We start from the raw sequence: 25338 nt of genomic DNA on the forward strand, positions 1-25338 counted from the left end.
ATTATCGTTGTCGCTGCCAGAACTAGCTGGTAGCACGCATGGCATTCAGCATGTTGCCATACACCCGGTTCAAAGAACCCAGGTTGCTGGTCAACTGCGTTACCTCTTGTTTGAACTGGTCGGTCTCCTTGCCGGCTTCGGTTAGGTTCTCCATAGCCTGGCTCAAGGTTCCGTAGAACTTGTTCATAGACTTGAGGTGCGTGTTGGCATCCTGCAACTCCATTTCATACACTGCGTTCAGCGCACCGAGGTTTTTGGTTACGTTCTGAACCTGCAAGTGATACTCACGAGCATCAGCCGTAGCGCTAGACATTGCCGTCAGTGCTTCTACCGTGTTCGAGTAAGCGTCATTGATTCGCTCCAGCGACTGAGCAGCAGTACGAACTTTCGTCGTGTACTCGTCAGTAGCATTAGTTGCGTCGCCCAGCGAAGAGAGTTGCTGCGTGGTCGTGGAAAGACGGTTCAACCCGGCACCTAAGGAAGAAATGGCCTCCGGCGTTACGTTTGCATCCTTCAGCATATCATCCAATTTCTTGGTTAAGCCTTTACTGTTGTTATCAGCAGCAAGACTATTAGTGGAAGGATCGTAGCCGTCGTTAAGCTCTGGGTACACTAAAGACCAATCTGGCTCGTGTGCCGCAGGCTGGAATGCGCTTAGAAAGAAAATGAGTGCCTCAGTGCCAAGACCAATGATGAGCATTTCGCTAGCGTAGTCCCAGTGCTGAATTTTAAATAAAGCCCCAACGATTACAACTGCGGCCCCGATGCCATACACCTTGGGCATAACCACATCATACAAGAAACTACCGCCTTTTGCTGCCATTTTAATTTGAAATTGAAAGAATTTGTTGAGTGACGATGTGAAACGAGAGAATACCTACGAGAAGGTTCTTTTAGAGAGCTGAACCAATCTGAATCATGGCAGTCCGGAAGCCGATGTACGAGCGCGCCGAGTCCTGGTATTCGAAGTTACGAGTACCCGTTTCCAAGAAGTAGGAAATGTCTTTCCAAGAACCTCCGCGTACCACTTTGCGCGGCTCATTATCGTCGGGGTTGGTAGGGTTCATATCCCATACTACTGGTACGGAAGCTTCCATGTAGGCATCATCGCACCATTCGGCAACGTTACCCGACATATCATACAGACCGAAGTCATTCGGGAAGAAAGCACCAACCGGAGCCGTGTAAGCATATCCATCACTGGCATAGTCACCACGACCGGGCTTGAAGTTAGCTAGCATGCAGCCCTTCGAGTTCCGTAGGTAAGGACCACCCCAGGGATACGTAGCCAAGTCGCGGCCACCGCGAGCAGCATATTCCCACTCGGCCTCGGAAGGCAAGCGAAAGTTTGGAGTCGGCGCCAGGCCGGCTTCGGCATTAGCCGCGTTCTTGTTCTTTGTGCGCCAGTTGCAGAAATACTTAGCAGCAAACCAATCGACACCTACCACCGGATAGTCATCGAATGCTGGGTGTGTATAATAATACTCCATCAGCGGATCACCCATGTGATATGTAAAGTCGCGAACCCAAACGGTTGTATCCGGGTAGAGCTCGGTCATTACATATTCCTCCCCTAGCACGTCAATCGAATCCTGCCGGATGGCATTCATGAACTGGCGATACTCGTTATTGGTGATTTCCGTCTCGTCCATGTAGAAGCCGGCAATAGTTACCTGCTTGTTCATGTTGACCATTGAGGCCGATATATCTTGGTCGGTCTGACCCATGTGGAACGTTCCACCGGGGCAAGGCACCATACCAAAGGGCACTTCCTGCGGATTGAACTCGGGGCGGTCCTCCGCTCCGACCAAATCGCCTTGCGGTCCTTTGCCGAAACCACAGCCTCCCAAAAACAGAGCCGAGAGGGCTACGAGAGGCAATACGAGAGACTTGTTCATGTTAAGAAAAAAAAGACTGTTCAAGCAGCGATACCCTTAAAGATTACAATTTAACGAGCCGGCAAATCTAGTGAATATTACATTCGTTCGCAAGACTGTCGCCCAATGGTTTACTTTTGTCTACGAACAAACGTAGATGCCGGTTAAACGATGTAAGGCAGTCAGTTAGTGTAAAACCCTGCAAAATTCACCAGCCACATAATCAACTACCCTGAAAACGTTCGTAATACCCTAAATTCAGAAGCTATACCGAGGCGTACGGACAGCTGGACGGGTGGCCATGCCCGGCTTGGGCAAGCGGTAGGAGAGCATGATTTCGTGGGAGCTGAATGCACGGGCGTCTTGGTTAAATGCAATAAGATCGAAGGCATAACCAAAGCGTAAAGCGTTGTCCTTAGCAAAGCTCATGCCCAACAAGCCTGTTATAGACTCATCGTACCGATAAGCTACTCCACCCCAGAATTTATCGTTGATAGTGGCCCGAACACCACCCTCGTAAGAGTTGTTCTTGAAGCTGAATTTATCATTGTCGCCGAACTTGCCAGGCAACACCATCTTTACCAACACAGTAGGAGTCACGACAACGGACGAAGTAGCATCAACATTGTAGCCAGCCGTGAAGTACGCGTGGTTTTCCCCGATTACTTTGGCGCTGTTTTCTCCTCCTACACTCTTGAAACGGTATTCGGAACGTAGCAAATTATTCGCGCTCAGACCGGCATACAGCTTATCGGATTCGTACCACACACCAACTCCAGCGTCTAACTTTTGGTCGGTACCATTGCGAGGCACGCTGTTATCGGGCCGCTCATCAGCGGGACGGTATTCTCCTTTGCCGAGGTGGTTCAGAATTCCCTGAACGCCGATACCCAGCTTGCCATCTCCCACTTTTATGTGCTTAGAATAGGAAATCTGAACGTTGGTAATGCTGGACTCGGCTATTTTATCCCGGAAAACGCTCAGCCCAACGCCTCCGCCAATAGCGGCTACTGGAATAGATGCACTAAGAGCGTACGTTTGGGGGGAACCGCCAGCGTCGAACGTGCCACTGTAGCCAAGATATTGATAGCGGCCTAGTGAAGTAATCTCGCCCTGGGCTTTGATGCCAGCATAGGCGGGATTCAAATACATCCCGTTGAAGCCATAATGGCTAAACTGAGGTTGCTGCTGGGCCAGAACAGGAGCGAATAGCCCTACGGTCAGCAATATAGAAAGTATAGCTCTTTTCATATAACTGATTGACTTTTCGTCTGTTAAGGCCCAAAGAAGCCACAGTAGGCATTTCCAAATGTATGCAAAAAACCCTCTGCAACAAACCTGAAAAGAACAAGCGGAAAAGCTCTGAAAGAGTTCTTCCGCTTGTCGTACGTATTAGGCGCTCTGCTTACCGCTTTTACTTTTTTCTTTTCCCACATCCGGCCCATGATGCAAGCGAATATATGCCTCAATGGCTCCCGTCATGGAAGGGGCGTTGGGCTGGGGAGCTTCAATATCTAATTCGAGACCGGCATCGAGAACAGCTTTGGCGGTGGTAGGGCCAAATGCTGCAATACGCGTACCGTTCTGCTCAAAGCCAGGGAAGTTGATGAATAAAGAGCTGATGCCGGAAGGGCTGAAGAAAGCAATGCAGTCGTATTTCACATCCGACAAGTCGGAAAGGTCACTAGCCACGGTGTGGTAAATGACTGCTTCTGTGAACTTAAAATTATTGGCCCGCATAAACTCGGGGATATCGTCCTTTCGGATGTCCGAGCATGGGTACAAGAACTTTTCGCCTTTATGCTTTTTGATAACGTCGAATAGATCGGCCGCAGTGCGCTGCCCGACAAACAACTTACGCTTGCGAAGCACAATATACTTCTGTAAGTAGTTAGCGGTTTGCTCAGAGATGCAGAAGTACTTCATTTCAGCCGGCATCTCCAGTTTCGCCTCTTGGCAGATGCGAAAGAAATGATCTACCGCATTGCGGCTGGTGAAGATGACGGCAGTATGCTCCGCTATGTTGACTTTTTCTTTACGAAAGTCTTTGTATGCAACCGGATCAACCTGAATAAACTCGCGAAAGTCGACTTTGATGCCATACTTTTCAGCAATAGCAAAGTATGGAGAGACGTCGCTGGCGGGTTTAGGCTGGGTGACCAGAATGCTGGAGATACGCTTGGCATGACGGCCCGTCCCCGGTTTGTCTGTGCTCTCGGCCATAAAGTGGAAAAAAGGGTAAATCTAGGGCAATAAGATGTCGTTGGGGTGATGGAAGAGCCTCTGCCACAGCCTGGTTAGTACGTAAACACAATCAGTTTGAGCAGAATGATCAAGGGAATCACTTCTGTGGCGCAAAGGTACGAAAACAAATGCAGATTGAAGAGAGACGACCGTCGGTGGAGCGTACGACCAATTCGGACCACAGTACCGATCAACATCAAGGAAACCACCCCATTGGACACCCACAGCACAGTTTCGGGTAAAGTCTGGTTCAGGCCTAGGTACAGCAGCATCACGCCGGGGAGAAAAAGCCCCATAAATAGAATGGTGCGCATGAACTCACGGTACTGTACCATCACGAGTTGGGTCATATCAAAGATATAGCCCATCACTTCCAGAAAGAGGTATTTGCCTAGCACAAAAGCTGCTATCAGCGCGGCATAGAACAGCACGCGCACGATAATGGCGGATTCGGGCACATCGAAGAGCCGTCGCAGAATAATGATGCTTTGAATATTGGTATGAATCGCAACTAAAAGGAGAGCAAAGGACAAGGAAAATACCATCACCAGCAGCAGATTGAGCCAGGTAACAGTGGGTTTGGTCAGAAAATCCTGGTCGTTTGCCTGTTTTCCCCATAAGCCTTCGAAATGATAGATGCGGGCAAAACCAGGTTGGTAAGCAGCCCGGATGCTCCCGTATAGGAGCCCAATGAGAAGGAGAAAACATAAGAAAACATTTTGCCCCTGATGCCCGCGTGGCACAGGCTGCACAGCTAAGGACGCGGCCGGATTCTTAGCTGCCCGGACGGGGGCCAAGGCATTGGCAAACGTGGCGAGGCTAGGGGGAGTTTCTGGTTGCCACACGCATAGTAAGTGTGGTCCTGTAGATGTGCCTGTTGGCAGTAGCTTCGCCAAATCAAGCACGTACGAATTCGAAGACTTAGCCCTAAAAACCAGTCTGTTGTCGATAAAAATACTTAGGTCTTGCGGAGCGGCGAAGGTGATGGAAAACGATCGACCAGGACGGATACTGACCCATTGATAGTAGGCCTGCGCTGGGGTATGGTAGTTAGGCAAATAAAGGATCAGCCGATTGCGGGCCGCGTCATGAATCAGCCAATCACTTGACAAGCCACCTTTGGCAGTGGGAGGCAGGGGTCGGTACTCTGCTGCTGAAGCCGCCGGTGAAGAAAGCAGCCACAGTATAGTCAGCAACCAACACAGGTGATGCTTGGGACTTTGCGTGCTGCTCATGAGCTACCGTGTGGCCTAGGAAGCCACACGCTGCTGCGCACTACGGCTTTGATAGACACCTAAAAAGACACTTATCAGGACAGAAAACACAACCAACGCACTTATTATCAGAGTATTGCCTAGAGCAGCAAAATTGATAACGAAAAGAATTACAACAAGATTCAGTAACCCCAGCAGCATGACGGTGCTGATCTGCTGGAAACCCATGGCCAGAATACGGTGATGCACATGATTCTTATCAGGCGAGAAGGGGGAGCGGCCTGCCATCATTCGAACGATGAAAACCCGTAGCGTATCGAAGAGGGGGACAAACAGGATGCCGATAGCCACAGCGGGAGAAGAAGTAGCAAAAGGCCCGCCTACTTTCAGGCCCATCTCGATAAACTGGATGGTGAGAATGGAGACAATGAAGCCGCATACCAAGGAGCCGGTATCACCCATAAATATACTGGCCCGATGAAAGTTGTAGCGTAGGAAGCCCAGCATACCGCCAATCAAGCAGATGGAAACGAAGACGTAGTTGCCATAGCTGGCCCCGCCGTAGCGGGCGAAATAGTAGCCGTACGTACTAGTGATGATCAGGACGATAGTACCAGCCAAGCCATCCAAGCCGTCGATGAGGTTAATAGCATTGGTGATGCCTACAATAGCCAGAAAAGTGAAGGCGTAGCTCACCCCAATCGGCAGCTCGTGGATGCCCAGGATACCCTGAAAGCTGGTCACGCGAATGTCGGCCATAATCATGACGACGCCGGTGGCCAACAGCTGCCCCACGAATTTTTTAGAAACGGAAATACTGACCAGATCATCTTTCAGACCTACAAAGAACAGTACGATACAGCCCGCCAGGAGCTGCTGAATACCATTGCCGAGGTCGGCAAAGATGGTGAGGGCCGACATGAAACCCGCAAAAACGGCAACGCCTCCGAGGCGCGGCGTGAGCGACTCGTGAACGGTACGCACGTTGGGCGTATCCAGCATGTTCTTTAAGTGAGCAATATAAATAATGGAAGGCACCGCAAAGAGTGCTACCAAAAATGCCCAGAGAAAGGACAGGCCCAATTGAATTCCGAGTGCATTCATTACGTATCGGCTCAAAATTAAGCAAATAGCCCCGAACTATTATTTCGGAACTCTTTGCGACTAGATGATTAGCTATGCAGCACGCCTTCACGGCCGAGCAAGGCAATTTGAATCAGGTTGGCGGGCACGATTGAGTCGGGGACGAAGATGAACTTCTTATCGAAAATCTGCGGACCCCGGTAATAACTCACCCAGTACTGGTTGTTGAGGTGGAAAAGGTCGGGGTCGATGGGCTCGATGGGAATGGCCACCTGCGGAGCCACTTCCAACAAGACATGGCGCAAAGTAGAGGTTCGTACGCTTTCCCCATTGCTCTGGATTCCGTAGCCGTTGGAGCTAATGATGACGTTGCTGAGCGGATATGGGTTGTGATTGAGCAGGTACACCTGCCAACCGGCCTTGCCCTCTTCGGTAGCAGCGGCTTCATCGGGAACTACGGCAATAGATACGCCTTCTACCGGGTCGAAAGTGATATGCTCTTTCATGATTGCTCAACTATAAAATCGGCTTCAAACAAGGCCGCCAGATGTGGTACTAAACGCTGCTCGACTTCTGTCATCGGCACGGCATGGCCTAACTCCTGCTGTAGCGAGGTCACGGCTTTGTCGACGATGCCACAGGGCACGATGTGTCCGAAATACGACAGGTCGGAATTAACGTTGAAGGCAAACCCGTGCATAGTTACCCAGCGGCTGCACTTTACACCCAACGCACAAATTTTACGTGGATTAGGAGCACCCGCTTCAAAATCGAGCCACACGCCGGTAAGCCCCACAATGCGTCCGGCTGCTAACCCATAGTCGGCCAGGGTACGAATTACGGCTTCCTCCAACAGGCGGAGGTAGCGGTGAATATCGGTGAAGAAGTTATCTAAGTCCAGAATCGGGTAGCCGACCAGCTGGCCGGGGCCGTGGTAGGTGATGTCGCCGCCGCGGTTGATGCGGTGAAAGGTAGCGCCGTGGCGCGCCAAGCCTTCTGCATCGAGCAGCAGGTGCTCCGGCTTACCACTTTTGCCCAGCGTGTAGACGTGGGGATGCTGACACAACAGCAGATAATTCGGGGTAAGCTCTACCGTGCGCCCTTCATCAACCGCCTGCCGGTTACGCGTTTTGATGGCTAGCGTAGCAGCCAGCAACTCTTCCTGATAGGCCCAGGTGGCTTCGTAGTCGGCTAAACCTAGCTGTTCAACGATAACCCGTGGGTTGCTACCTGATTCGGCAACGGTAGCTGCGCGGCTGCCGGGAGCTTGGTGGGAAGGCGTAGGGCTGGACACAGACATAGCAAACTTGTTAAAAAGCCAAACCGCAGAACCGTTATCAGCACACGAGGCGTGGCACCGCTCGTGGCCAAGTGGATCTGCTGGAGGGAAGTAAGCAACTTGGCAACCGGCGTCCTCTTATTCAACCAACGGGCTCTGAAAAGGCTTAAGAATAACACAGAAAGCGCGCAAAGGTACTAGATTTAGCCCCAACCTCCACCCAACCTCCTCTTCTGCTGGTTATATGACTCACGCGGCGCACGAGCTCGGCCAAGCAGGCGAAAAGGCCGCTGCTACCTTTCTGGCTGAGCAAGGCTACACGATCGTGACACAAGGCTACCGCCACCGACGGGCCGAGGTAGACCTCATTGTGCGGCGTGGGCAGGAGCTGCTGGTGTTCGTGGAAGTGAAGACCCGCTCCTCGGCGCAGTACGGGTTTCCGGAGGAGTTCGTGACCGAGCGTAAGCGGCAGCTGTTTCGGCTGGCGGCTGAGCAGTACCAACTGGACGTCGACTGGCAGGGTGACATCCGCTTCGATATCCTGGCCTTGCGCCTGACGAGCACAGGCTTTCATATCGAGCATTTTGAGGATGCTTTTTACTAGAGTCTGCCTTCTTCGAACGTTATAGCTGAACATAGCCAAAACACTTGGCTGATGGCCATAAAAAAGCCTACCCAGGGCAGGGCAGGCTTTTCACCTAACTTAGTCTGCTACTTTTTGGCTCCCGGACGGTCCGTGACGGCATCACGCTTGTCGAGGCCCTTCTCCTTATCATATACCAGCACCGCGTTACGGTTATACTCTTTCACCATTTCCGGCTCCGCTATTTCCGGATCGTAGCCCGACTCGCCATACTGGTATTCGTAGTGCCGGCGGTTGCGAAAGCCCCAGTACTTGGTCCAGATGCCGATTTTCTTGCCGTTTTCGAACTGGCCGTCCCAGTTGCGCTGGCCGTTTTCGAGGTAGCTCACGTAGTCGCCTTCCACTTTGCCGGCCACGTACGGAATCACCTCTTTGATCTTTTTGCGCTCCGCATCATAGTACGTAACGGCCGCGTCGCGTGGGAAACCCATTTCGTAGTGAGTCTTGCTGAGCAGCACGTTGTCTTTGTTGACCCGCTCCCAGCGCAGGTGCCGGGTTCCTAGCGCGAAGTAGCCGGTTTCGACCACCTTCCCGCCCTGCAGCTTCTTGTAGGGACCGTGCAGAATTTTATCCGTGGCCGGGTTCAGCTCTGCCGTCGACTTGAAAATCTTACGCTTTTTGGGATTGAAGTAGTACAGCGCCGGCGCGTACTCATTGGGCTGCTGGAAGGTCTTGAGGTAATAAAATTGCTCAATAACCTGGTTGCGGCCTTTGGGACCCGACTTCGTGAAGCTCTTTTTTATCCTTTCTCCCAGAAAGACATTCTTCTTCTTTTTGGGTTTGCGCTGACCAGACTTCTCCTTTTCTTTCGCGGCCCGCTCCTGCTCCTTGGTCATGGCCAGGCGCTTGGTATCCAGCGAAGGAGCGCTGGTCGTGTCGCGGGCGGTGGTGAGCGAGTCGGTAGCTAGCGTGCTCCCACCCAGCTGCTCGGGCTTGCTGTTGAAGGAAACCGTTTTTTTGCTGCACGCGCCGGCCAGCAGCAGCACGAGCAAGGCAGGGAGAAAAGAGAACCGGAGTGGGCGCATCAACGAAGCAGACAGAATTCGTAGGGTCGAACGTAAAGATATAGGGATTTAGTGCCGCACGCTGGCAAAGCGCTTCGAAACCGGCAAGCGGGGCAGCGCGCCACGCTCCACTACTACTACAGCAGCAAAGCAAACGCCTGCATTTGCCGAAAGCCGTTAGATGAACGGTGGTTTCGGCGAATGCAGGCGCTGTAAGCTACCCGGTGGAATACCGGACTCCTGTTATGCCGTCAGCAAGTCGGCGCTACGCTTCACGAAGGCCGTCAGGGCTTCGCCTTTCAGCATGCCCTGGGCCAGCAAGGCCAGATCGAAGGCCTGGCGGGCCAACTGGTGGCTGGCCTCGTCGGTGGCGCTGAGCACGCGCTGGGCTACGGGGTGGTTGGCATTTACGCTCACGGTGTAGCTGTCGGGCAACGAGCCGAACATCTGCATGCCGCCGCCGCCGCCGGCACGCTGCATATCCTTCATGCGGCGCATGAACTCGGGCACCGTGATGATAACCGGCGCATCCTGGGGCGACAAGGCCTCTACCTGCACATGCATATGCTCGTTGCCGATAGCCTTGGCAAATAGCTCCTGGAGCTTCGTCTTGTCGTCGTCGCTCAGTACGCTTTCGATGGTTTCATCCTTTTCGATGAGCTTCCCAATCGTATCGGCATCTACGCGCTTAAAGGTCACTTTTTCGAGCTTTTGCTCTAGTTGCCCAATGAAATGCGAGTCGAGTACGGTGTCGAGCTTCAGCACATCGTAGCCCCGGTCGAGGGCAGCCTGCACGAAGCTGTGCTGAGCTTCAGCGTCGGTGGTGTAGAGCACTACGGTTTGCTCGGCCTTGTCCTTCTGATTAGCCTGTACGAATTCCTGATACTCGCTCAAGGTAAAGTACTTGCCGGCGGTGTTCTGCACCAGCACGAAATCCTTGGCTTTGTCGTAAAACTTGTCGTCGGCGGAGAGCATGCCGTACTTCACGAACATGCCGATGTCGGACCACTTTTCCTCGAAGCCCGAACGGTCTTTGCGGAACAGCTCGGCCAGCTTGTCAGCCACCTTTTTGGTGATGTAGGTGTTAATTTTCTTCACCGCCGCATCGGCCTGCAGGAAGCTGCGCGACACGTTCAGCGGAATATCAGGCGAGTCGATGACGCCGTGCAGCAACATCAGGAACTCCGGCACCACATCCTTCACCTCATCGGTGATGAATACCTGCCGCGAATACAGCTGAATTTTGTTGCGCTGGAATTGCAGCTCGTCCTTCACCTTGGGGAAGTAAAGAATACCGGTCAGATTGAACGGATAGTCCACATTGAGGTGGATCCAGAACAGGGGCGGCTCCGAAAAAGGATACAACTCCTGGTAGAACGTGGTGTAGTCCTCATCCGTCAATTCGGAGGGCTGCTTCACCCAGATGGGTTGCGTCTGGTTGATAACCGCGTCCTCAAACTCGATTTCGATGGGCAGAAACTTGCAGTACTTGGTCAGGATGGTGCGCAACCGAGCCGGCTCCAGAAACTCATCCGAGTCGGCCGCTACGTGTAGCACTACATCGGTGCCCCGGTCCGTTTTGTCAGTAGTTTCGAGGGTGAATTCCGTGCTGCCATCACAAATCCAGTGGGCCCCTTCAGTCTCTTCCTTGTAGCTCTTGGAGAAGATCTCCACATTATCGGCGACCATGAAGGCCGAGTAGAAGCCCAGGCCGAACTGCCCGATAATCTGGTCTTTGGCCGCCGCATCCTTCTCCTTGTACTTCTCCACAAACTCGGTGGCCCCGGAGAAGGCAATCTGGTTGATGTACTTCTTGATTTCCTCGGCCGTCATGCCCAGGCCCCGGTCCGAAATGGTGATGGTACGAGCTTCTTTGTCCACGCTCACCTTCACTTTCAGCTCGCCGAGCTCTCCCTTGAATTCTCCTAGCTGCCCTAAGCTTTTCAGCTTTTGGGTGGCATCTACCGCGTTAGAAACCAGCTCCCGAAGGAAGATTTCGTGGTCGGAATACAGGAATTTCTTGATGATGGGGAAGATATTCTCGGTATGAATCGAGATGTTACCTTTCTCTTGCATAGCACGTTGGGCAAAGGGTTTGAAATAAGAATTCGGACGAAACGCCAGCTTTCAGCTGCGGCACTTCTACTTGCTGCCCGTTTCAAAACCTGTTCCACGACTACTTTACCGCCATTTTGGCAGCGCTTACCGCTATTCTAGCAAGTTGCTCATTCTCACACGGTGCTTCGCTCACCTATTCCCAGCTCCGAGTGGTGCAGTTGGGTGGCACTCCACTCCTGCTCCAGCTTGTCTACTTGTTCGGTAGAGTTGGTGAGCCAGTCGAGGGCGGCATGGGTATCCGAAAAGAACTGTACTTCGAACGTAATAAACGGGCGGCCGATCTTCAGCAGCCCTTCCACCACCATCTGATTGTAATGATGAGCAGCAGGCAGCACCAATGCCACCTGCCGGGCATACTGGCGCAGGATGCGCGGCAACCAATTGATTGTCAGCCACACTTGGTCCTCAATGCTGATATCAGGCAAGCCATGCAAATCAAGCAAGCAGTGATGCACTTGGCAATCCTGCACTAAGTCCACGATGTGCTTCAGGGCTGGACGAAAGCAGGTCATGTTACCCGTTTGCTGCCATTGATACCGTAGTAGTTGCAGTTCAGGAGCGTGCTGAATGCGTAGGCAAGTGAAGTCTGTTAGAATCATGAATGATAAGCGGCACAAAATGGACCCTCGCTCCGCGCGAGACAATCTACGTGGTGCCAGGTAGGCTGGATTTAGAACGTATAGGGGAAATCTAAGTTGGCTATTCGCAGGCCGTGCGGCAGCCCTTTATTATACTTTTCCACTTCGCTAACCTGATAAGATTCCCATTCTTGCTCCAGCTCAGCGCCTCTGCCCGAAGAATTTGTCAGCCAGTCGAGGGCAGCAGTAACATCGGAGAAAAATTGAATTTCTCCACACTCATAGCGCTGCCCATCAGACAGGACTGTTTCCACAACCAACTGATTGTGCAGGCTGGCCGGCAGAATGATGGCTATATCTTTCACGGGTAATTTAGCAAACAACGGAAGCCAGGTTTCACTCAGCCATGCCTGCTCATCAGTGCCCACGATAGGCATACCAGTAGTATCCACCAACCAACGCCTAATCTTCTGACTATCTGATAGTTTTATCAAATAATACAACGCCTGCTGGAACTGCGCGGCATTCATGGCCCCGTGCCACTGCCAGCGCAGCAGACGCAACCCCTTGTCATAATGAAGAAAAAGAGAATCAGGCTTGTTCATACTACCCTTGACAACAAGTACTTCGGGTTGTCAGAAGAGCAAATATAGCTTTTTTAACACGATACTTCTATAACTTTTCGGTTATTGATAGCTACTACTAGTTTAACCTTTCCTTCCCCCTATTCAAAAATATATTTATACCATTGCTCAACTATTGCCTGAAGAAACGAAACTCACGGGCCAGAAATAACATTGTACAAAATTTATATTTTTTTAACAATATTAGGTGCTCAAATTATTGATTTTTCCTCTCCGTTTAGTGTACTAAAACAATAATGGACCATCTAACTTCTGACACATCACCCTTAGCGTCTAAATCATGTTAGTCGATGCTGAACAACAGGTAGTAGCAAAGAGATGGGGCGTATCTCAAATCAGTTGGCTAACATTCCTACAACTTGGTAGAGGGATGCGCTAAAGCAGGGCAAAGATCAGTTCGGGTTGTTTCCAGTGTATTACCGGAGAGTTACGTTTACACCAAGTCCTGCGTAGGTCAGTCTATCGATGTTGCGCCCACTGCTCTGGTGATTGAAAATTTATTTTATCTTTGAAGCCAGGCTTCTGACACATTGTTGCAAATGCAAGCATTACGCTCCCAGGTCGCTATTCTGTTGCTGCTCTGCTTCACGCGGGTGCTGGTACCAGATGCATGGATCTTGGCGTTGCACGCGCACCAGCATACGGCGGAAGAAGTAACAGAGTCGTCGGTTCCTGGCAAAACCAAAGCCGTGGTGTCGGCTAAGCACCAGCACTGCGCCGTCGACCATTTCTACGACGTGCCCTTCCAGGCTTCTTTGCCGCTGGAATTTGCGCTATCTATAAGCTATGCGGCCCCGGTTGCCGCATCGGGCGCTTCGGTATGGCTGGCTACGGCCCCGACTACCGCCAACCTGCGCGGCCCGCCAGCCCTGGGACAACTTTTCGTGTAATGAGCTGCTGCTGGCCCGCAATCCATGTTTTCACACGGGGTTGGGGTTTAGGCTATAGGTAGCCGCAGGCCATTGAGCCAGCCGATACCCAGCAGTGGTTTTACCCACTAGCTTTCCCCTTTTTTATGGATTTTCGCTTCCTGGCAGCTGTTAGGGCAGCGTGCGCACTATGGCTGTGGCTGATGGCAGCCACCGCAGTGGCGCAGGCTAGCCAGCAGCCGTCTGAATGCACGCTCTCCGCAAGCGGCCGCGTCATCGACCATGAGTCGCGACAGGGGCTGCCGGGCGCTACGGTGGTGGTGCTGGAAACCCAGCAGGCTACCCCGACGGATGTGGCTGGCAACTACCACTTTCACCTGTGCGCAGGCCTGTATCACCTGCAGGTTTCTTACCTCGGCTACAGCGGCGAGGTGGCCGAAGTGCGCGTGGCCGAAGCCGTTATCCGCGACTTTCGGCTGCACCCCGATGCCATTCTGCTAAACAGCGCCGTGGTACAGGGTCAGCGCACGGCCGCGCCCACCACGCAGCCCACGGCGGTGCTGGCCGGGCAGGCCCTGCAGCAGACCCGGGGTCAGGCCCTGGGCGAGGCGCTGCAAAAGTTGGCGGGCGTAACGGCCATTCAGACCGGGCCGGGCATTTTCAAGCCCATGATACATGGCCTGCATTCCAACCGCGTCACGATTCTGAACAACGGCGTGCGCCAGGAAGGCCAGCAGTGGGGCGTGGAGCACGGGCCGGAAATTGACCCCTTCATTGCCTCGCGCCTGACCGTGGTGAAGGGTGCGGCCAGCGTACGGTACGGCTCCGACGCTATTGGCGGGGTGGTGCTAGTGGAGCCCAAACCGCTGCGGGACTCGGCCGGAACGGGTGCCGAGCTTACCCTGGTGGGCATGAGCAACAACGGCTTGGGGGCGGCCTCGGGCACCTTAGATGGCAACGTACGCCGGCTGCCGGCCCTTAGCTGGCGCGCCCAGGCCACCCTACGGCGGGCCGGCACCATGCGCACGCCCGACTACTATTTGAAAAACTCGGGCTTTGCCGAGCGGAATTTCTCCGGGGCCGTGGGCTGGCGCAAGCCAACGTATGGACTCGATGTTTTCTACAGCCAGTTCAACACCCGCATCGGCATTTTGCCGGCCTCGCACGCGGAAAGCAAGACCGATCTGCTGCTGGCAATTGCCCGACCGGAGCCCCTGGAAACCACCGACTTCACCTACGACATTGACCGGGCCTACCAGCAGGTGCGCCACGACGTAGCCAAGCTCACCGGCTTCGTGCAGACCGGCGCGGTGGGCCAGCTGCAACTCACGCTGGCCCAGCAAACGGACTTTCGGGACGAGTACGACAAGTTCCGGCCCCGCAACGACAACCTGGCCAGCCTCGACAAGCCCGAGCTGAGCTACACCAACCGCACCAGCACCGCCGAGCTGCTGTGGGAGCACAAGCCCTGGCACCACTTTCGGGGCAGCGTGGGCCTGGCGGGCACCTACCAGCACAACCGCTACGCCGACGGCAGCCGGCAGTTTATTCCTTACTACACCAATATAGTGGGCGGTGCTTTCTGGATTGAAAAATGGCAGCAGGGTGCCTGGCTGCTGGAAGGTGGCCTGCGCCTCGACCAGCGTGACCTGGCCGTGAAGCGCGGCGACCGGGACGCCAGCGGTGCCTTTTTCGTAGACCGGTCCCGCTTTCGGTACACCACGCCAGCCGCCTCGGTGGGGGCTACCTACGATCCTTCGGCCCACTTCACCTTTAGCCTGAATACGGGTCTGACCCGGCGGGCCCCGGCGGCCAACGAGCGGTTCAGTGAAGGGGTGCATAACGGTATGTTTGAGCTGGGCAACGACCTGGTACCAGGAGCCACGCCCCTGGCACCCGAAACCGCGCTGAATACCGGCCTGACCGTAAACTGGCACGCCAATCCACGCTTCAACGGTGAGGTAACGGTGTATCAGAACCGGATTCTGGGCTTCATCTACCAGGTGCCGCTGACCGAGCCGGTGCAAACCGTGCGCGGCAGCCACATCAGCTGGCAGTATGTGCAGACCGACGCCACTTTTCGCGGCCTCGATGTGAGCAGCAGCTACCAGCTGGCGGCCGACTGGCTTGTGTCGGCCAAGGGCTCGGTGGTGCGCACCCGCGACACCCGCGCCGACGAATGGCAGATTCTGATGCCCGCCGACCGGCTCGAAACCACCCTGCGCTACACCTGGAGCCACGACCGGGGCCGGCTGACGGGGCGCTACGCCCAGGCCGGCGTGTATGCCGTGGCGCGGCAGACCCGGGTGCCCGCCAACTACGAAGCCCGCGACCTGCTGGCCCCACCGGCCGGCTACGCTTTGCTCAATGCGGAAGTCGGGACGACGGTGCGCTGGGGCCGCCTGCCGCTGGCCGTGAGCCTGGCGGGCTCCAACCTACTCAACCAGCGTTACCGCGACTACCTGAACCGCTACCGCTACTTCTCCGACGAAATGGGCCGCAACCTGAGCCTGCGGGTGCATATCCCGCTGGAGCTGCCCCACAAACGCAAGTAATTCTTCTTTTCCTTTTTTCCCTTTTCACCCATGACACATCCTTTGATCAAGAAATCCTGGTTGGCCCTGTTGCTGGTTGCGCCTTTACTCGGGGCCTGCAGCAAAGACAACGACGACCCGCAGCCTGACGACGACAACGAGCAAATCACGACGGTGCGCTACGAGCTGACGCCGGTGGGCGGCGGCACGCCCGTGACGGTGCAGTACCGCGACCCGGACGGCGACGGGGGCGTGGCCCCAGTTATCGGGACCCTCACGCTGGCTGCGGGCAAGACGTACACCGGCAAGCTGGTGGTACTCGACGAGACGAAAAACCCGGTGGTTAACACGGCCGATGAAATCAAAGCGGAGGCCGACGAGCACATCTTCTTCTTCGAGCCCAGCAACGTGAACCTGACCATCAGCCGCACCGACAAGGACGCCAAAGGCCTGGAGCTGGGCCTGGAAACCCGCGTGGTAGCGGGCGCAGCCAACGCCGCCACGACCACGGGCACCCTCAAAATTACGCTGCGCCACCAGCCCGGCACAAAAAATGGCACGTTTGCCCCCGGCGACACCGACGTGGAAGTGACCTTCCCGACGGCCGTGCGCTAAGGCAAAACCCGGTAGGAAGGCCTGGTTTCGACCGGGCCTGACGTCTCCAATTGGTTTGGTTTTGGAGAGTTAAACGAAGACATCGGCTGCTGGCCGGTGTTTTCTTGTTTCCGGGCTGCATCTTCTCCCCTGCTTTTCCGTTCATGCGCTACGGCGTTTTTGTAGTCATTATGTCTCCTTCTTCCTGGGCTTCCCTCCTGCTCCTTCTTACCTGCCCTGGCCCCCTGCTGGCCCAAACGCCCGTGCCCGCGCCGCTGCCACCCGGCCGCCCCGGCCGCATAGCCCCGGCCACCCAGCCGGTGATAGGCCGCGTAGTCGATGAAGCCACCAAAGAGCCGCTGCCCGGTGCTACGGTGGTGTTTCCGGATTTGAAGCAAGCCACCAGCAGCGGCCCCGACGGCTCGTTCCGGTTTACCAATCTACCCAGGGGCCGCTTCCTGATGCAGGTGCGCTTTGTGGGCTACAACACGGTGGTGAAAACCGTGGATACCGGCGCGGGCCAGCCGCTGGATATTGCCCTGACCACGGCCGCCACCGAAATCGGCCAAGTGATTGTCACGGGCGTGTCGGCCTCCACGGAAATGCGCCGCTCGCCGGTACCAACCACGGTGGTAGACCGCACCCAGCTCAACCAGGCTGCCGCCTCGAATGCCGTAGACGCCATTGCGCACACGCCCGGCATTGCGCAAATCACGACGGGCGCGGCCATCAGCAAGCCCGTTATCCGGGGTTTGGGCTCCAACCGGGTGATTACCCTGAACAACGGAGCCCGGCAGGAAGGCCAGCAGTGGGGCGACGAGCACGGCATCGAAATCGACGAGTACGCCATTGATCGGGCCGAGATTATCAAAGGCCCCGGCAGCCTGCTGTATGGCTCCGACGGTATGGCGGGCGTGGTCAACTTCCTGGCCCCCGACCCGGTGGAGGAAGGCAAAATACTGGGCACATTAGCAGCCAATCACCAGACCAACAATAATTTACAGGGCTACTCTTTAATGAATGCCGGCAACCTGAACGGCTTCAACTGGCTGGTGCGCGGCAGTGGCAAAGTGGCCGGCAACTACCAGAACCGCTACGACGGACGCGTGTACAACTCCGGCTTTCGGGAGCTGGATGGCAACGGCTACGTGGGCCTGAACAAAAGCTGGGGCTATTCGCACCTGACGTTCAACTCGTTCAACCAAAAGCTGGGACTGGTGGAAGGCGAGCGGGATGAGGCAACCGGCCGCTTTCTGCGCCTGGTAAACGTGGGCGGCGACGCCGTGGCCGAAACGCCCGTAACCGACGCCGACCTGCGCGGCTACCGCCTGGAGGTGCCCCAGCAGCAGATCAACCACCTGCGCATCGGCACCGACAACAGCTTTATACTAGGCCAAAGCCGCGTGACCTTGAACGTGGGCTGGCAGCAGAACCTGCGCCGCGAGCTGGGCGACGTGCTGGCCCCCGAAGAACCGTCGCTCTACTTCCAGCTGCGCACCCTCGACTATGCCGCCCGCTACTTTCTGCCCGAAATGAACGGCTGGAGTACCACGCTGGGCCTGAGTGGAATGCGCCAGGAAAATATGAACAAGGGCGTCGAATTCCTGATTCCGGCCTACCGCCTGCTCGATGGCGGCGTGTTTGCCGTGACCAAGAAAACCTTCGGCAACCTCGACCTCAGCGGCGGCCTGCGCTACGATATGCGCCGCATCACGGCCGATGCGCTGTATCTGGATGCCGGTACGGAGCAGCCGGTTCCGGCGGGCGAAGGCGAGGAGAAATTCGGGGGCTTCACCAGCAACTTCCGCAATGTGTCGGGCAGCATTGGGGGCGCGTACAGCGTCACGGAGAAGCTGCTGCTCAAGGCCAACGTGTCGCGGGGCTTCCGGGCACCCAATATTGCCGAGCTGGGTTCCAACGGCATTCACGAAGGCACCATTCGCTACGAGCTGGGCGATGCTAAGCTGAAGGCCGAAACCAGCCTGCAGCTCGATGGCGGCGTGAGCTACACCACCGACCACCTCAGCCTGAGCGTGGACGGCTTCCGCAACCAGATTCAGAACTACATTTTCCCGGAGCGCGTGGCCGATGCGGTGAGTGAAGACGGCGACCCGATCTTCCGGTACACCCAAGGCAATGCCCGGCTGGCCGGCGGCGAAGTGACGCTCGATATTCACCCCCACCCGCTCGACTGGCTGCATTTCGAAAACTCGTTTTCGATGGTGCGCGCCCTGCAGTTCAACCAGCCGGCGGGCCAAAAGTACCTGCCCTTCATTCCCGCCGACCGGCTCCAGTCGACGGTGCGCGTGAACTTCCGCAAATTGGGCGGCTCGCGCCTCGGCAACCTCTACGCCCGCGCCGGCCTGGAGCATACCTTCCGGCAAGACCGATTCTTCTCAGCCTTTGAAACCGAAACCGGCACGCCTGGCTACACCCTCGTAAACGTGGGCCTGGGCTCCGATGTGGTGAATGCCGATACCAAAACCCTGTTCTCGCTGTATCTGACGGCCAATAACCTGTTCGACGTGGGCTACCAGAGCCACCTGAGCCGCCTGAAATACGCGGCCTACAATGTGAGCAACGGCCGCACGGGCGTATTCAATATGGGCCGTAATGTGAGCGTGAAGCTGGTAGTGCCTTTGGCGTTTAACTAAGAGCCTATTTGGAATTCAGATCGGCGCCAATAGGGGTCCTCTCAGAAAACGGAAAACACAGCACGTTAAGGCTCAGGAAACGACCTTTGAACCCGTGGTTTTACGTGTTGCAGACGACCGTTTACAACATGTAAAAGGGCCTAGCGGCCTATTTAAACCACCGTTTCGCTGAACGCGTAGCGTTATGGAATTAGGCACCAGCGGGCATCTTTGCCATATCCCCCTTTGGGCATGGCGTCCTCCTTGGGCGCCGTCAGGACAAGGGTTAACAGTAAATGAAAAAAGTCTTCTTCCTGCTCATGCCGGCCATTCTTTTGACTGCCTCCTGTGCCAGGTTAGATAGGGGGCAAAACATTCATGCCGATTTTATGGACTTCGTCTATCTCGAAGACCACAATCAATTTGTGTATAAATCCCGCGTCAATGCAGTCGCCCATACCGAAGTTTTCCTAACTACCCGGTTCAGGGTGGACCTGCCTAAAAACTTAAAAAATTGGCAAAGCTCCGGCAATGTGTTTGTCTTTGAGTACGATAAGAAACAAATAATCTATATCCAAGCAGCCTATAAAAACAAGAGCCAGCTCCGGAAACCCACGATACGAGAGGTTGACAACAAAGAGATTGATGAACGGCTGAGCCCGTACTGGGACGAGAGGAAGTACCACGAAAACACGTTGAAGGGTGGCCAAGCTGGCAGGGTTTCCAAGGTGTACTCCGATGGAAGGGTGGTGTTATTATTATACAATAGACTTGTTCCTGAATAAAGCGAAACGAAAAAAGAACGTCATGCTAAGCGCAGTCGAAGCATCTCCACCGCTTCGTTGCACGACTTGGACGAAGCGGTAGAGATGCTTCGACTGCGCTCAGCATGACAGCCAAATTTTAGCATCGGTTCCTAATTTAGGAACAAGTCTAATGTCAGACAGGAGAATTTTGACCATTTCCTGAGCCTGACAAGCGGGCTAACCTATCTCGACTGAGAAAAGGCTCCTTTCGGTGAACGGTAGGAATCAGCCCATACCTGGTGGCCAACTGGCCACTGTGGCGCAGGGTGAGTTTACGAAACCCGTCTATGATTCAAAGTTTACGAAATAGCCCAAAGGGGTGAGTTGGGTGTTGTTAAACAAACAGGGGAAAACCTCCGACTCGGCCGTACAGATGTCAGGATATTGGAACTATTACCCTGACTTACAATATATTACTCAGACGAAAAGAAAATCTATCGGCTTAACGTTCTTTTTCGCTCCCCTCCTTCGAGTGCTTTACGGGACATGTAAGACTATCGGTTTTTCGATGCTGTTATAGCGTTTTGACACTATAATCACGAGCGCCCGCACTATTTGGCTACTGACTCGGAGGTTTTTCCCTATTTGTTTAACAGCACCCTGAAATGGGCGATTAACCCCCTTATCTCATGAATCCTACTCCCCCCACCACCCCCGGCAACGGCGTCGCTACGCTGATGGCCGAGATTGGGCGCATTGCCCAAGAGTTACGCGCCTACAACAAACGCCCTTTGCCGGCCACCGACGACCAGGTGCAGGCCCTGGTGAAACTGGCCGAACGGGACCGACCCCTGACGCTGAACGTGAACAGCGAGGCCGTGGCGAAGCAGCTCGTGGGGAAGGTGGAGCAGCAGACGAAGGTATTTCAGGACACGGGCTATAAGCTGATTAACTACCTGGACGACCGGCAAAAGGCCCTGACGAGTGCGCTGGACGAGCGGCTAGCGGCCCTGAAAGCGGCCGAAGCCAGCTTGGAGGCCACGGCGCAACGCATCCCCCGGCAGGTGCCCTTGAACGTGTTTGAAAACTGGCGTTCGACGGTGGGCTTTACGTTCGGCCCCGTCGTGCTGGTGCTGCTCACGATGCTTATCACCGGGCATTTCTCGCGGGTGCCCAAGGCCGATTTGGCGCAAGCCCAGGCCGAAACCGCGCAGTATCAGCAACGCAATGAGCGGCTGCGGAAAGAGGGGACTTTCTACTACGACCAGGTGCAAGCCTACCGGAAGAAATTCCCCAAGAGTGCGCCCTATTTCCCGAAATATATCGCTTCAGCAGTTCGCCCGGATGCTCCAAACTAAGCGAGCATAGCCTCCTACCGTGTGAATCCGCCCGATAGGGGTAGCACAAGAGTAGGAACGAAAAACAACGCCAAGCCTTTTTGAACCCGAAAAACGAGCAGGTTTGTCTTACTAAGTTAACTCTTGTGCTACCTCGTCAGGGAATCTTAGCGGGCAAAAAAGGTTCGGCGTACAACTACACCTACTGCTACATTCTCTAATCTACTGGTGGAATATAGAGGGGGTTGTTCCACGCCCTGCAAGTCATATTCCCACTTTCCTTCGGCTGCAACCGGATTGCCAAAGGAATTGGTATAGCGTACGAAGGCGTTCAGTTCTAACTTAGGAGATATATAGTTGATACTCAATCCCGTTTGATATGTAAGAGTATGGTTTTGCACTGAACGGAACCACTTGCTCTGAGACCCATAATCTGGTTTGCCAGGGTATATAGGGTATCGGGCCGATGTCTTCTGGCCCGTTGAGAGGCTAACTACTTGGACTCCTATGTGTGGGCTAACACTATAACGACTTTTGGAGCCAAGCGACAAATAATGATATAAGCGAAGAGGTACTTGAACCGTGCCGAAGGAAACCGTGGCTGCCCGACCAAATTGTTCGCGGGCATCAATTGTGACCGCCGCTACACTTCCGAAACCAAGTCCGCTTTCTAGGCGCCATCCGTGCGGCCAAGTATAGGAAGCTAATAATTCACCTGTAGGAAAGGGATAACTGTTTTTTTGAAAACGGGCACCTTTCGCTGGATAGGCTTGCGCAGAAAAATTGATGTTGCCCACTAATGATACGCCAAAAGCCATGCCTCTGAGCGGTAAGCCACGAGTGGAAGGCAGGACGCCAATAGACTGAGCTACGCATGAACCACTTTTCAGCGTGATTATAGAAACGATTATACTCAGTCTTATTAAACCCGTTTTCATACACATGAAGATGTCAGTGAATACAGAAATAAGGACTGCTCCTTCGCATGTTCAGAAGCGTAAGTCCCAATAGGCAAAAAAGATAGGCCCGTCAATACCATCTGATTAAAGGTATCGAACGAGCCTATCATATGAAGAGACTTTACTGGGAATTTTTACAAAGAAAGCTGTGCAGTTGCACCTTTGTATACCGCTCTATGAGTGGAATTGCTCCATACAATTTCCATAAATTCTACACTAGCATGCGATTGTAGAGTAGCCTCCACTACGTCGTCATTATACTTAATATCTTCGTTAGTTACGTACTGTTCGGTTCTTGAATCGTCGTTCGGCCGAATGATGACAGATTCTCCTTTGACATAAATTTCTGAACAGTCATTGTCTAGCCAGCCAGCAAATCTTGATTTGTATTCATATTGACTTCTCACGCCGTGCGAGGCATATGCAGCCCATACTACATTCCATTGAGATGCCCATAGCCGTGTCGGCCGTCCATTATATGTTTTAGGCAAGGTGTTGCCATTAATATCCCTTTCAGTATAATCTGTATACCACATTGTAAATTGACCGGAGCGTTGCGCTGTCCCTTCCGTCTTTTTGTTAGTTCCATACTGTATTGAAAACGTGCGCACAGCGGGGTTTTTCCAATCTTGTCTTTTCAGTACAGCTTGCTCACTAGCATTTACGATGTACTCATCTCTTTGCGTGAGGTGGTGTACTTCGTCGCCAATTTGAAACTCGCCTTCGGCGTTCAAGATGCTAGCAAACACAGGGTCAGGCACCCACAGAATGGCACCTTTTTCCACGCGTTCCGACACCGTCATTTCCTGCTGTGCTAACGCTTGCTCGGCGGCGGAAAGCTGCTCAAACTTAGCGTCCAAGGCTGCAAGGCGCTTATCGATGGCTGCATACTTTTCTTTCAGGGACGTTACGCCATTGCCATTGTCCCACGCTGCCAAACTTGTTTTATTGGCATTCAGGTGCTCGACAACCTTTTGGAATGCTGCTTGATTGGCGAAGACTAGCCGACCGTTTCGCACGCTGTATCCGCCACTGGCTTGGCGAGCGTCAGCTTGTTGCACTGTTGCGGTGTGGCTGGGTTCAATGCTATTGTCTTTCTGACATGCGGTGAAGAAGCCTGCTGCGCTGATAGCGAGGGCAAAAGGGGTAAGGTTTTTCATAAAGCAAACGTTGTGTGTGGAAGAAACTGGTAAGCTGGCCAAAGCCCGAATGGCCTTGGTAGGGAGTTCACAACGTTGCAATAGGGGTAGGGAAGGGCAGTGCTTTGCTACGAAGGGCAGAGCAGGAGCAAAGCTAGATATTTTGGTGGAAGGGATAAATAATAATATACGAAACGTGAAAAAATCCTAGTTTTAATTATGGGTGACTACTCCCCTAACTACTACTTATTTCCAGACCCCGCTTATAACCAATTTTATGTTAAGGAACAAAACCCAGAAAGCGGCTGGGCTTTTGGCACTTCCCCACTGCCCCCAAAACCCTGTTTTCATAGGCCCGCAAAAGCACTTGGTTCCGAGTCTACGAAACTCATCCCTCCAAGGCGTTTCGTAAACTTTGAATCGTAGACGGGTTCCGTAAACTCGCCCCGCGCTGCAGCGGCCCGTTGGCACCTGGTGCTGGCCAGCTGCCAGGAGTTCAGGGAAAGGAGCGTTTTGGGTGGGTAGACGGCTTTCGTGCCTGTCGTGATTAGTCGCTAAGCCTGCGTGCCCCGATGATTCGCGGGTTGTGTCGTTTTAAGCGGTTCAACAACGCGGCTCCGCGCCTAAACAGGTCCATCGTGTCGCTGGGCGACGAGCGGGGAAACCCGTACTTGGTGTGTAGGTCGTAGATGGCGACGACCTGGTGGGGCTTCACGTAGCTAAGGTACACGAGACTATCCGCCGCGTGCGCGGTGTAGTCTTGCGCGTCCTCATAATCCAGTGTGCCGGTTAAAATGTGTTTTTCGGAGAGCACCCGGTTGCCTTGCCGCAGGTCGTAGTACACCCCGGTCGAGCTGTCAAACTCTTGGTCCTGATACACCGTGAAGGTCAACCCTGGGTGGTGGGGCACAGGGAATTCGCCGACCACGCGCTCGCCCTCGTGGAAGACCAGGAACAGAAAGCCTATTCCCAAGAGAAACAAGACCACCAAAACTAGCAACACCTGCTTCATAAACTCGGGACGGGGGTGTTGAAAAGGGGAGCTGGGGATGGCGCGTTCACGGTGGCCAAGGTACATGGTAGGACCCTACCGGCTTAAGTTCAGCGAAACGGTGATTTAAACAGCCACCAGATGGAGTCCGATAAGGGCCCGTTATCGGTCCTTATCGGGCCCTGGGTTATTTCTTAACCGAGGCACTAAGAAACGTCTTTTTCTTGCTTGTTACCTTTTACAAGCGTTCGTCTGCAACACGTAAAACTGCAGTCTCAATGGCTGCTTTCTAAACCTTAGCGTGCTATATTTCCCGTTTTCTGAGAGGATTCCCAATAGCTTCAGGTATTCGATGATCCTCTCCCTATATGAGCTTCCGCTGGCCCCTACTTTATTTCCTGTGTTTCCTGTTGGTTGTAGTACCCAGCAGAGGCTTGCCGCAGCAGGGGCTACCCTGGCCACGTGACGCAACGACCGGCCGAATAGTGTTTGCCGGGATGATACCTTGGCCGATGCCGACACCAAGCCAGCAGCAGCAGCAGCAGCAAGCCCTTGTTCGGCGGTGGTATCTGGCCAAGCTAACCACAGCAAAGCCCGCGCATTTTGCCGGGAACACCGACTTTGCAGGGCTGCCCAACTGGGCTTATCTGGATTCTGTTTTTTTCTCGCCGGGGCACTCAAACGCAGTAGACTCGGTGCATGACAGAGTTATTTGGCGGCTTGGATACACGGTTCAGCTAACTCCTACCCCCGTTGGGCTAGCCTGCTGCCTCTCGGGGTTTGAAGAGGCAGAAATAGTGTCTGACGCCAGTAGTGCAGAGCCTTTGGAAACATTGCTGGCTCGTTACCCGG

At 54.2% G+C, this 25338-nt stretch carries 22 protein-coding genes; 7 read left to right on the top strand and 15 right to left on the bottom strand.

The window, feature by feature from the left end; genetic code table 11:
- Positions 1 to 22: 22 nt before the first annotated feature.
- The 8 genes from porL to lipB form a co-directional block, all read right to left on the bottom strand.
- Positions 23 to 823 carry a type IX secretion system motor protein PorL/GldL gene (gene porL, locus E5J99_RS02400; RefSeq protein ID WP_135496117.1) on the bottom strand — a complete coding sequence of 267 codons (801 nt, stop codon included), beginning with the start codon at positions 821 to 823 and terminating at the stop codon, positions 23 to 25.
- Positions 824 to 893: 70 nt separating this feature from the next.
- The gene (gene porK, locus E5J99_RS02405; protein WP_135496118.1) at positions 894 to 1898 is read right to left on the bottom strand and encodes a T9SS ring complex lipoprotein PorK/GldK; all 1005 of its coding nucleotides are present in this window, start codon (positions 1896 to 1898) and stop codon (positions 894 to 896) included.
- 237 nt (positions 1899 to 2135) lie between these two features.
- Positions 2136 to 3128, bottom strand: a complete 993-nt coding sequence (locus E5J99_RS02410; protein WP_135496119.1) for a PorP/SprF family type IX secretion system membrane protein — start codon at positions 3126 to 3128, stop codon at positions 2136 to 2138.
- Positions 3129 to 3269: 141 nt separating this feature from the next.
- Positions 3270 to 4100 (bottom strand): uroporphyrinogen-III synthase, encoded by an 831-nt coding sequence (locus tag E5J99_RS02415; protein WP_135496120.1) that lies wholly within the window; start codon positions 4098 to 4100, stop codon positions 3270 to 3272.
- A 74-nt stretch (positions 4101 to 4174) separates the two neighbouring features.
- Positions 4175 to 5356, bottom strand: a complete 1182-nt coding sequence (locus tag E5J99_RS02420; protein WP_135496121.1) for a DUF4271 domain-containing protein — start codon at positions 5354 to 5356, stop codon at positions 4175 to 4177.
- A 15-nt stretch (positions 5357 to 5371) separates the two neighbouring features.
- Positions 5372 to 6439 carry an MraY family glycosyltransferase gene (locus E5J99_RS02425; protein ID WP_135496122.1) on the bottom strand — a complete coding sequence of 356 codons (1068 nt, stop codon included), beginning with the start codon at positions 6437 to 6439 and terminating at the stop codon, positions 5372 to 5374.
- Between the two features lie 68 nt (positions 6440 to 6507).
- On the bottom strand, positions 6508 to 6924 hold the full coding sequence (locus E5J99_RS02430) for a hypothetical protein (RefSeq protein ID WP_135496123.1): 417 nt from the start codon (positions 6922 to 6924) through the stop codon (positions 6508 to 6510).
- On the bottom strand, positions 6921 to 7718 hold the full coding sequence (gene lipB / locus E5J99_RS02435; protein ID WP_135496124.1) for a lipoyl(octanoyl) transferase LipB: 798 nt from the start codon (positions 7716 to 7718) through the stop codon (positions 6921 to 6923). Before lipB ends, E5J99_RS02430 begins: the two co-directional genes overlap by 4 nt.
- Positions 7719 to 7941: 223 nt before the next feature.
- On the opposite strand from lipB, the gene E5J99_RS02440 reads away from it, so the two are divergent.
- Positions 7942 to 8301, top strand: a complete 360-nt coding sequence (locus E5J99_RS02440; RefSeq protein WP_135496125.1) for a YraN family protein — start codon at positions 7942 to 7944, stop codon at positions 8299 to 8301.
- Positions 8302 to 8408: 107 nt separating this feature from the next.
- On the opposite strand, the gene E5J99_RS02445 is transcribed toward E5J99_RS02440, so the two are convergent.
- The 4 genes from E5J99_RS02445 to E5J99_RS02460 all read right to left on the bottom strand — a co-directional run bounded on the left by E5J99_RS02445 (position 8409) and on the right by E5J99_RS02460 (position 12645).
- Positions 8409 to 9332, bottom strand: coding sequence for a toxin-antitoxin system YwqK family antitoxin (locus E5J99_RS02445; RefSeq protein ID WP_449549180.1), 924 nt, complete (start codon positions 9330 to 9332; stop codon positions 8409 to 8411).
- A 255-nt stretch (positions 9333 to 9587) separates the two neighbouring features.
- Positions 9588 to 11420 (bottom strand): molecular chaperone HtpG, encoded by a 1833-nt coding sequence (htpG, locus tag E5J99_RS02450; protein ID WP_135496127.1) that lies wholly within the window; start codon positions 11418 to 11420, stop codon positions 9588 to 9590.
- 155 nt (positions 11421 to 11575) lie between these two features.
- Positions 11576 to 11974 (bottom strand): hypothetical protein, encoded by a 399-nt coding sequence (locus E5J99_RS02455; protein WP_135496128.1) that lies wholly within the window; start codon positions 11972 to 11974, stop codon positions 11576 to 11578.
- Between the two features lie 158 nt (positions 11975 to 12132).
- Entirely contained in the window at positions 12133 to 12645 is a 513-nt protein-coding gene (locus tag E5J99_RS02460; protein ID WP_135496129.1) for a hypothetical protein, read from the bottom strand.
- A gap of 578 nt (positions 12646 to 13223) precedes the next feature.
- Here E5J99_RS02460 and E5J99_RS02465 point away from each other — a divergent pair.
- From E5J99_RS02465 to E5J99_RS02490, 6 genes are all read left to right on the top strand, one after another.
- The gene (locus E5J99_RS02465) at positions 13224 to 13574 is read left to right on the top strand and encodes a hypothetical protein (protein WP_135496130.1); all 351 of its coding nucleotides are present in this window, start codon (positions 13224 to 13226) and stop codon (positions 13572 to 13574) included.
- 182 nt (positions 13575 to 13756) lie between these two features.
- Positions 13757 to 16108, top strand: a complete 2352-nt coding sequence (locus E5J99_RS02470) for a TonB-dependent receptor (RefSeq protein ID WP_167851945.1) — start codon at positions 13757 to 13759, stop codon at positions 16106 to 16108.
- 30 nt (positions 16109 to 16138) lie between these two features.
- A complete protein-coding gene (locus E5J99_RS02475; protein ID WP_135496132.1) occupies positions 16139 to 16702 on the top strand; it encodes a hypothetical protein in 564 nt (187 codons plus the stop codon).
- A 170-nt stretch (positions 16703 to 16872) separates the two neighbouring features.
- Positions 16873 to 19335: a TonB-dependent receptor gene (locus tag E5J99_RS02480; RefSeq protein ID WP_135496133.1), complete on the top strand. Its 2463-nt coding sequence runs from the start codon at positions 16873 to 16875 to the stop codon at positions 19333 to 19335.
- A 275-nt stretch (positions 19336 to 19610) separates the two neighbouring features.
- Complete coding sequence (locus tag E5J99_RS02485; protein WP_135496134.1) at positions 19611 to 20099, top strand: hypothetical protein; 489 nt, start codon at positions 19611 to 19613, stop codon at positions 20097 to 20099.
- Positions 20100 to 20749: 650 nt separating this feature from the next.
- Positions 20750 to 21418: a hypothetical protein gene (locus tag E5J99_RS02490; RefSeq protein ID WP_135496135.1), complete on the top strand. Its 669-nt coding sequence runs from the start codon at positions 20750 to 20752 to the stop codon at positions 21416 to 21418.
- A 146-nt stretch (positions 21419 to 21564) separates the two neighbouring features.
- Here the strand turns inward: E5J99_RS02490 and E5J99_RS02495 are convergent, their stop codons facing one another.
- The 3 genes from E5J99_RS02495 to E5J99_RS02505 form a co-directional block, all read right to left on the bottom strand.
- Positions 21565 to 22335, bottom strand: a complete 771-nt coding sequence (locus tag E5J99_RS02495) for a hypothetical protein (protein ID WP_135496136.1) — start codon at positions 22333 to 22335, stop codon at positions 21565 to 21567.
- Between the two features lie 155 nt (positions 22336 to 22490).
- Positions 22491 to 23516 carry a hypothetical protein gene (locus tag E5J99_RS02500; RefSeq protein WP_135496137.1) on the bottom strand — a complete coding sequence of 342 codons (1026 nt, stop codon included), beginning with the start codon at positions 23514 to 23516 and terminating at the stop codon, positions 22491 to 22493.
- 526 nt (positions 23517 to 24042) lie between these two features.
- Positions 24043 to 24477: a hypothetical protein gene (locus E5J99_RS02505; RefSeq protein ID WP_210114396.1), complete on the bottom strand. Its 435-nt coding sequence runs from the start codon at positions 24475 to 24477 to the stop codon at positions 24043 to 24045.
- Positions 24478 to 25338 lie beyond the last annotated feature (861 nt).

The sequence above is a fragment of the Hymenobacter elongatus genome, assembly GCF_004745955.1.
Lineage (GTDB): Bacteria > Bacteroidota > Bacteroidia > Cytophagales > Hymenobacteraceae > Hymenobacter > Hymenobacter elongatus.

What these genes read in the sequence shown, in the direction of transcription:
- porL (WP_135496117.1), bottom strand. Translation starts at nt 823, where the DNA reads ATGGCAGCAAAAGGCGGTAGTTTCTTGTATGATGTGGTTATGCCCAAG.
- porK (WP_135496118.1), bottom strand. Translation starts at nt 1,898, where the DNA reads ATGAACAAGTCTCTCGTATTGCCTCTCGTAGCCCTCTCGGCTCTGTTT.
- E5J99_RS02410 (WP_135496119.1), bottom strand. Translation starts at nt 3,128, where the DNA reads ATGAAAAGAGCTATACTTTCTATATTGCTGACCGTAGGGCTATTCGCT.
- E5J99_RS02415 (WP_135496120.1), bottom strand. Translation starts at nt 4,100, where the DNA reads ATGGCCGAGAGCACAGACAAACCGGGGACGGGCCGTCATGCCAAGCGT.
- E5J99_RS02420 (WP_135496121.1), bottom strand. Translation starts at nt 5,356, where the DNA reads ATGAGCAGCACGCAAAGTCCCAAGCATCACCTGTGTTGGTTGCTGACT.
- E5J99_RS02425 (WP_135496122.1), bottom strand. Translation starts at nt 6,439, where the DNA reads ATGAATGCACTCGGAATTCAATTGGGCCTGTCCTTTCTCTGGGCATTT.
- E5J99_RS02430 (WP_135496123.1), bottom strand. Translation starts at nt 6,924, where the DNA reads ATGAAAGAGCATATCACTTTCGACCCGGTAGAAGGCGTATCTATTGCC.
- lipB (WP_135496124.1), bottom strand. Translation starts at nt 7,718, where the DNA reads ATGTCTGTGTCCAGCCCTACGCCTTCCCACCAAGCTCCCGGCAGCCGC.
- E5J99_RS02440 (WP_135496125.1), top strand. Translation starts at nt 7,942, where the DNA reads ATGACTCACGCGGCGCACGAGCTCGGCCAAGCAGGCGAAAAGGCCGCT.
- htpG (WP_135496127.1), bottom strand. Translation starts at nt 11,420, where the DNA reads ATGCAAGAGAAAGGTAACATCTCGATTCATACCGAGAATATCTTCCCC.
- E5J99_RS02455 (WP_135496128.1), bottom strand. Translation starts at nt 11,974, where the DNA reads ATGACCTGCTTTCGTCCAGCCCTGAAGCACATCGTGGACTTAGTGCAG.
- E5J99_RS02460 (WP_135496129.1), bottom strand. Translation starts at nt 12,645, where the DNA reads ATGAACAAGCCTGATTCTCTTTTTCTTCATTATGACAAGGGGTTGCGT.
- E5J99_RS02465 (WP_135496130.1), top strand. Translation starts at nt 13,224, where the DNA reads ATGCAAGCATTACGCTCCCAGGTCGCTATTCTGTTGCTGCTCTGCTTC.
- E5J99_RS02470 (WP_167851945.1), top strand. Translation starts at nt 13,757, where the DNA reads ATGGCAGCCACCGCAGTGGCGCAGGCTAGCCAGCAGCCGTCTGAATGC.
- E5J99_RS02475 (WP_135496132.1), top strand. Translation starts at nt 16,139, where the DNA reads ATGACACATCCTTTGATCAAGAAATCCTGGTTGGCCCTGTTGCTGGTT.
- E5J99_RS02480 (WP_135496133.1), top strand. Translation starts at nt 16,873, where the DNA reads ATGTCTCCTTCTTCCTGGGCTTCCCTCCTGCTCCTTCTTACCTGCCCT.
- E5J99_RS02485 (WP_135496134.1), top strand. Translation starts at nt 19,611, where the DNA reads ATGAAAAAAGTCTTCTTCCTGCTCATGCCGGCCATTCTTTTGACTGCC.
- E5J99_RS02490 (WP_135496135.1), top strand. Translation starts at nt 20,750, where the DNA reads ATGAATCCTACTCCCCCCACCACCCCCGGCAACGGCGTCGCTACGCTG.
- E5J99_RS02495 (WP_135496136.1), bottom strand. Translation starts at nt 22,335, where the DNA reads ATGAAAACGGGTTTAATAAGACTGAGTATAATCGTTTCTATAATCACG.
- E5J99_RS02500 (WP_135496137.1), bottom strand. Translation starts at nt 23,516, where the DNA reads ATGAAAAACCTTACCCCTTTTGCCCTCGCTATCAGCGCAGCAGGCTTC.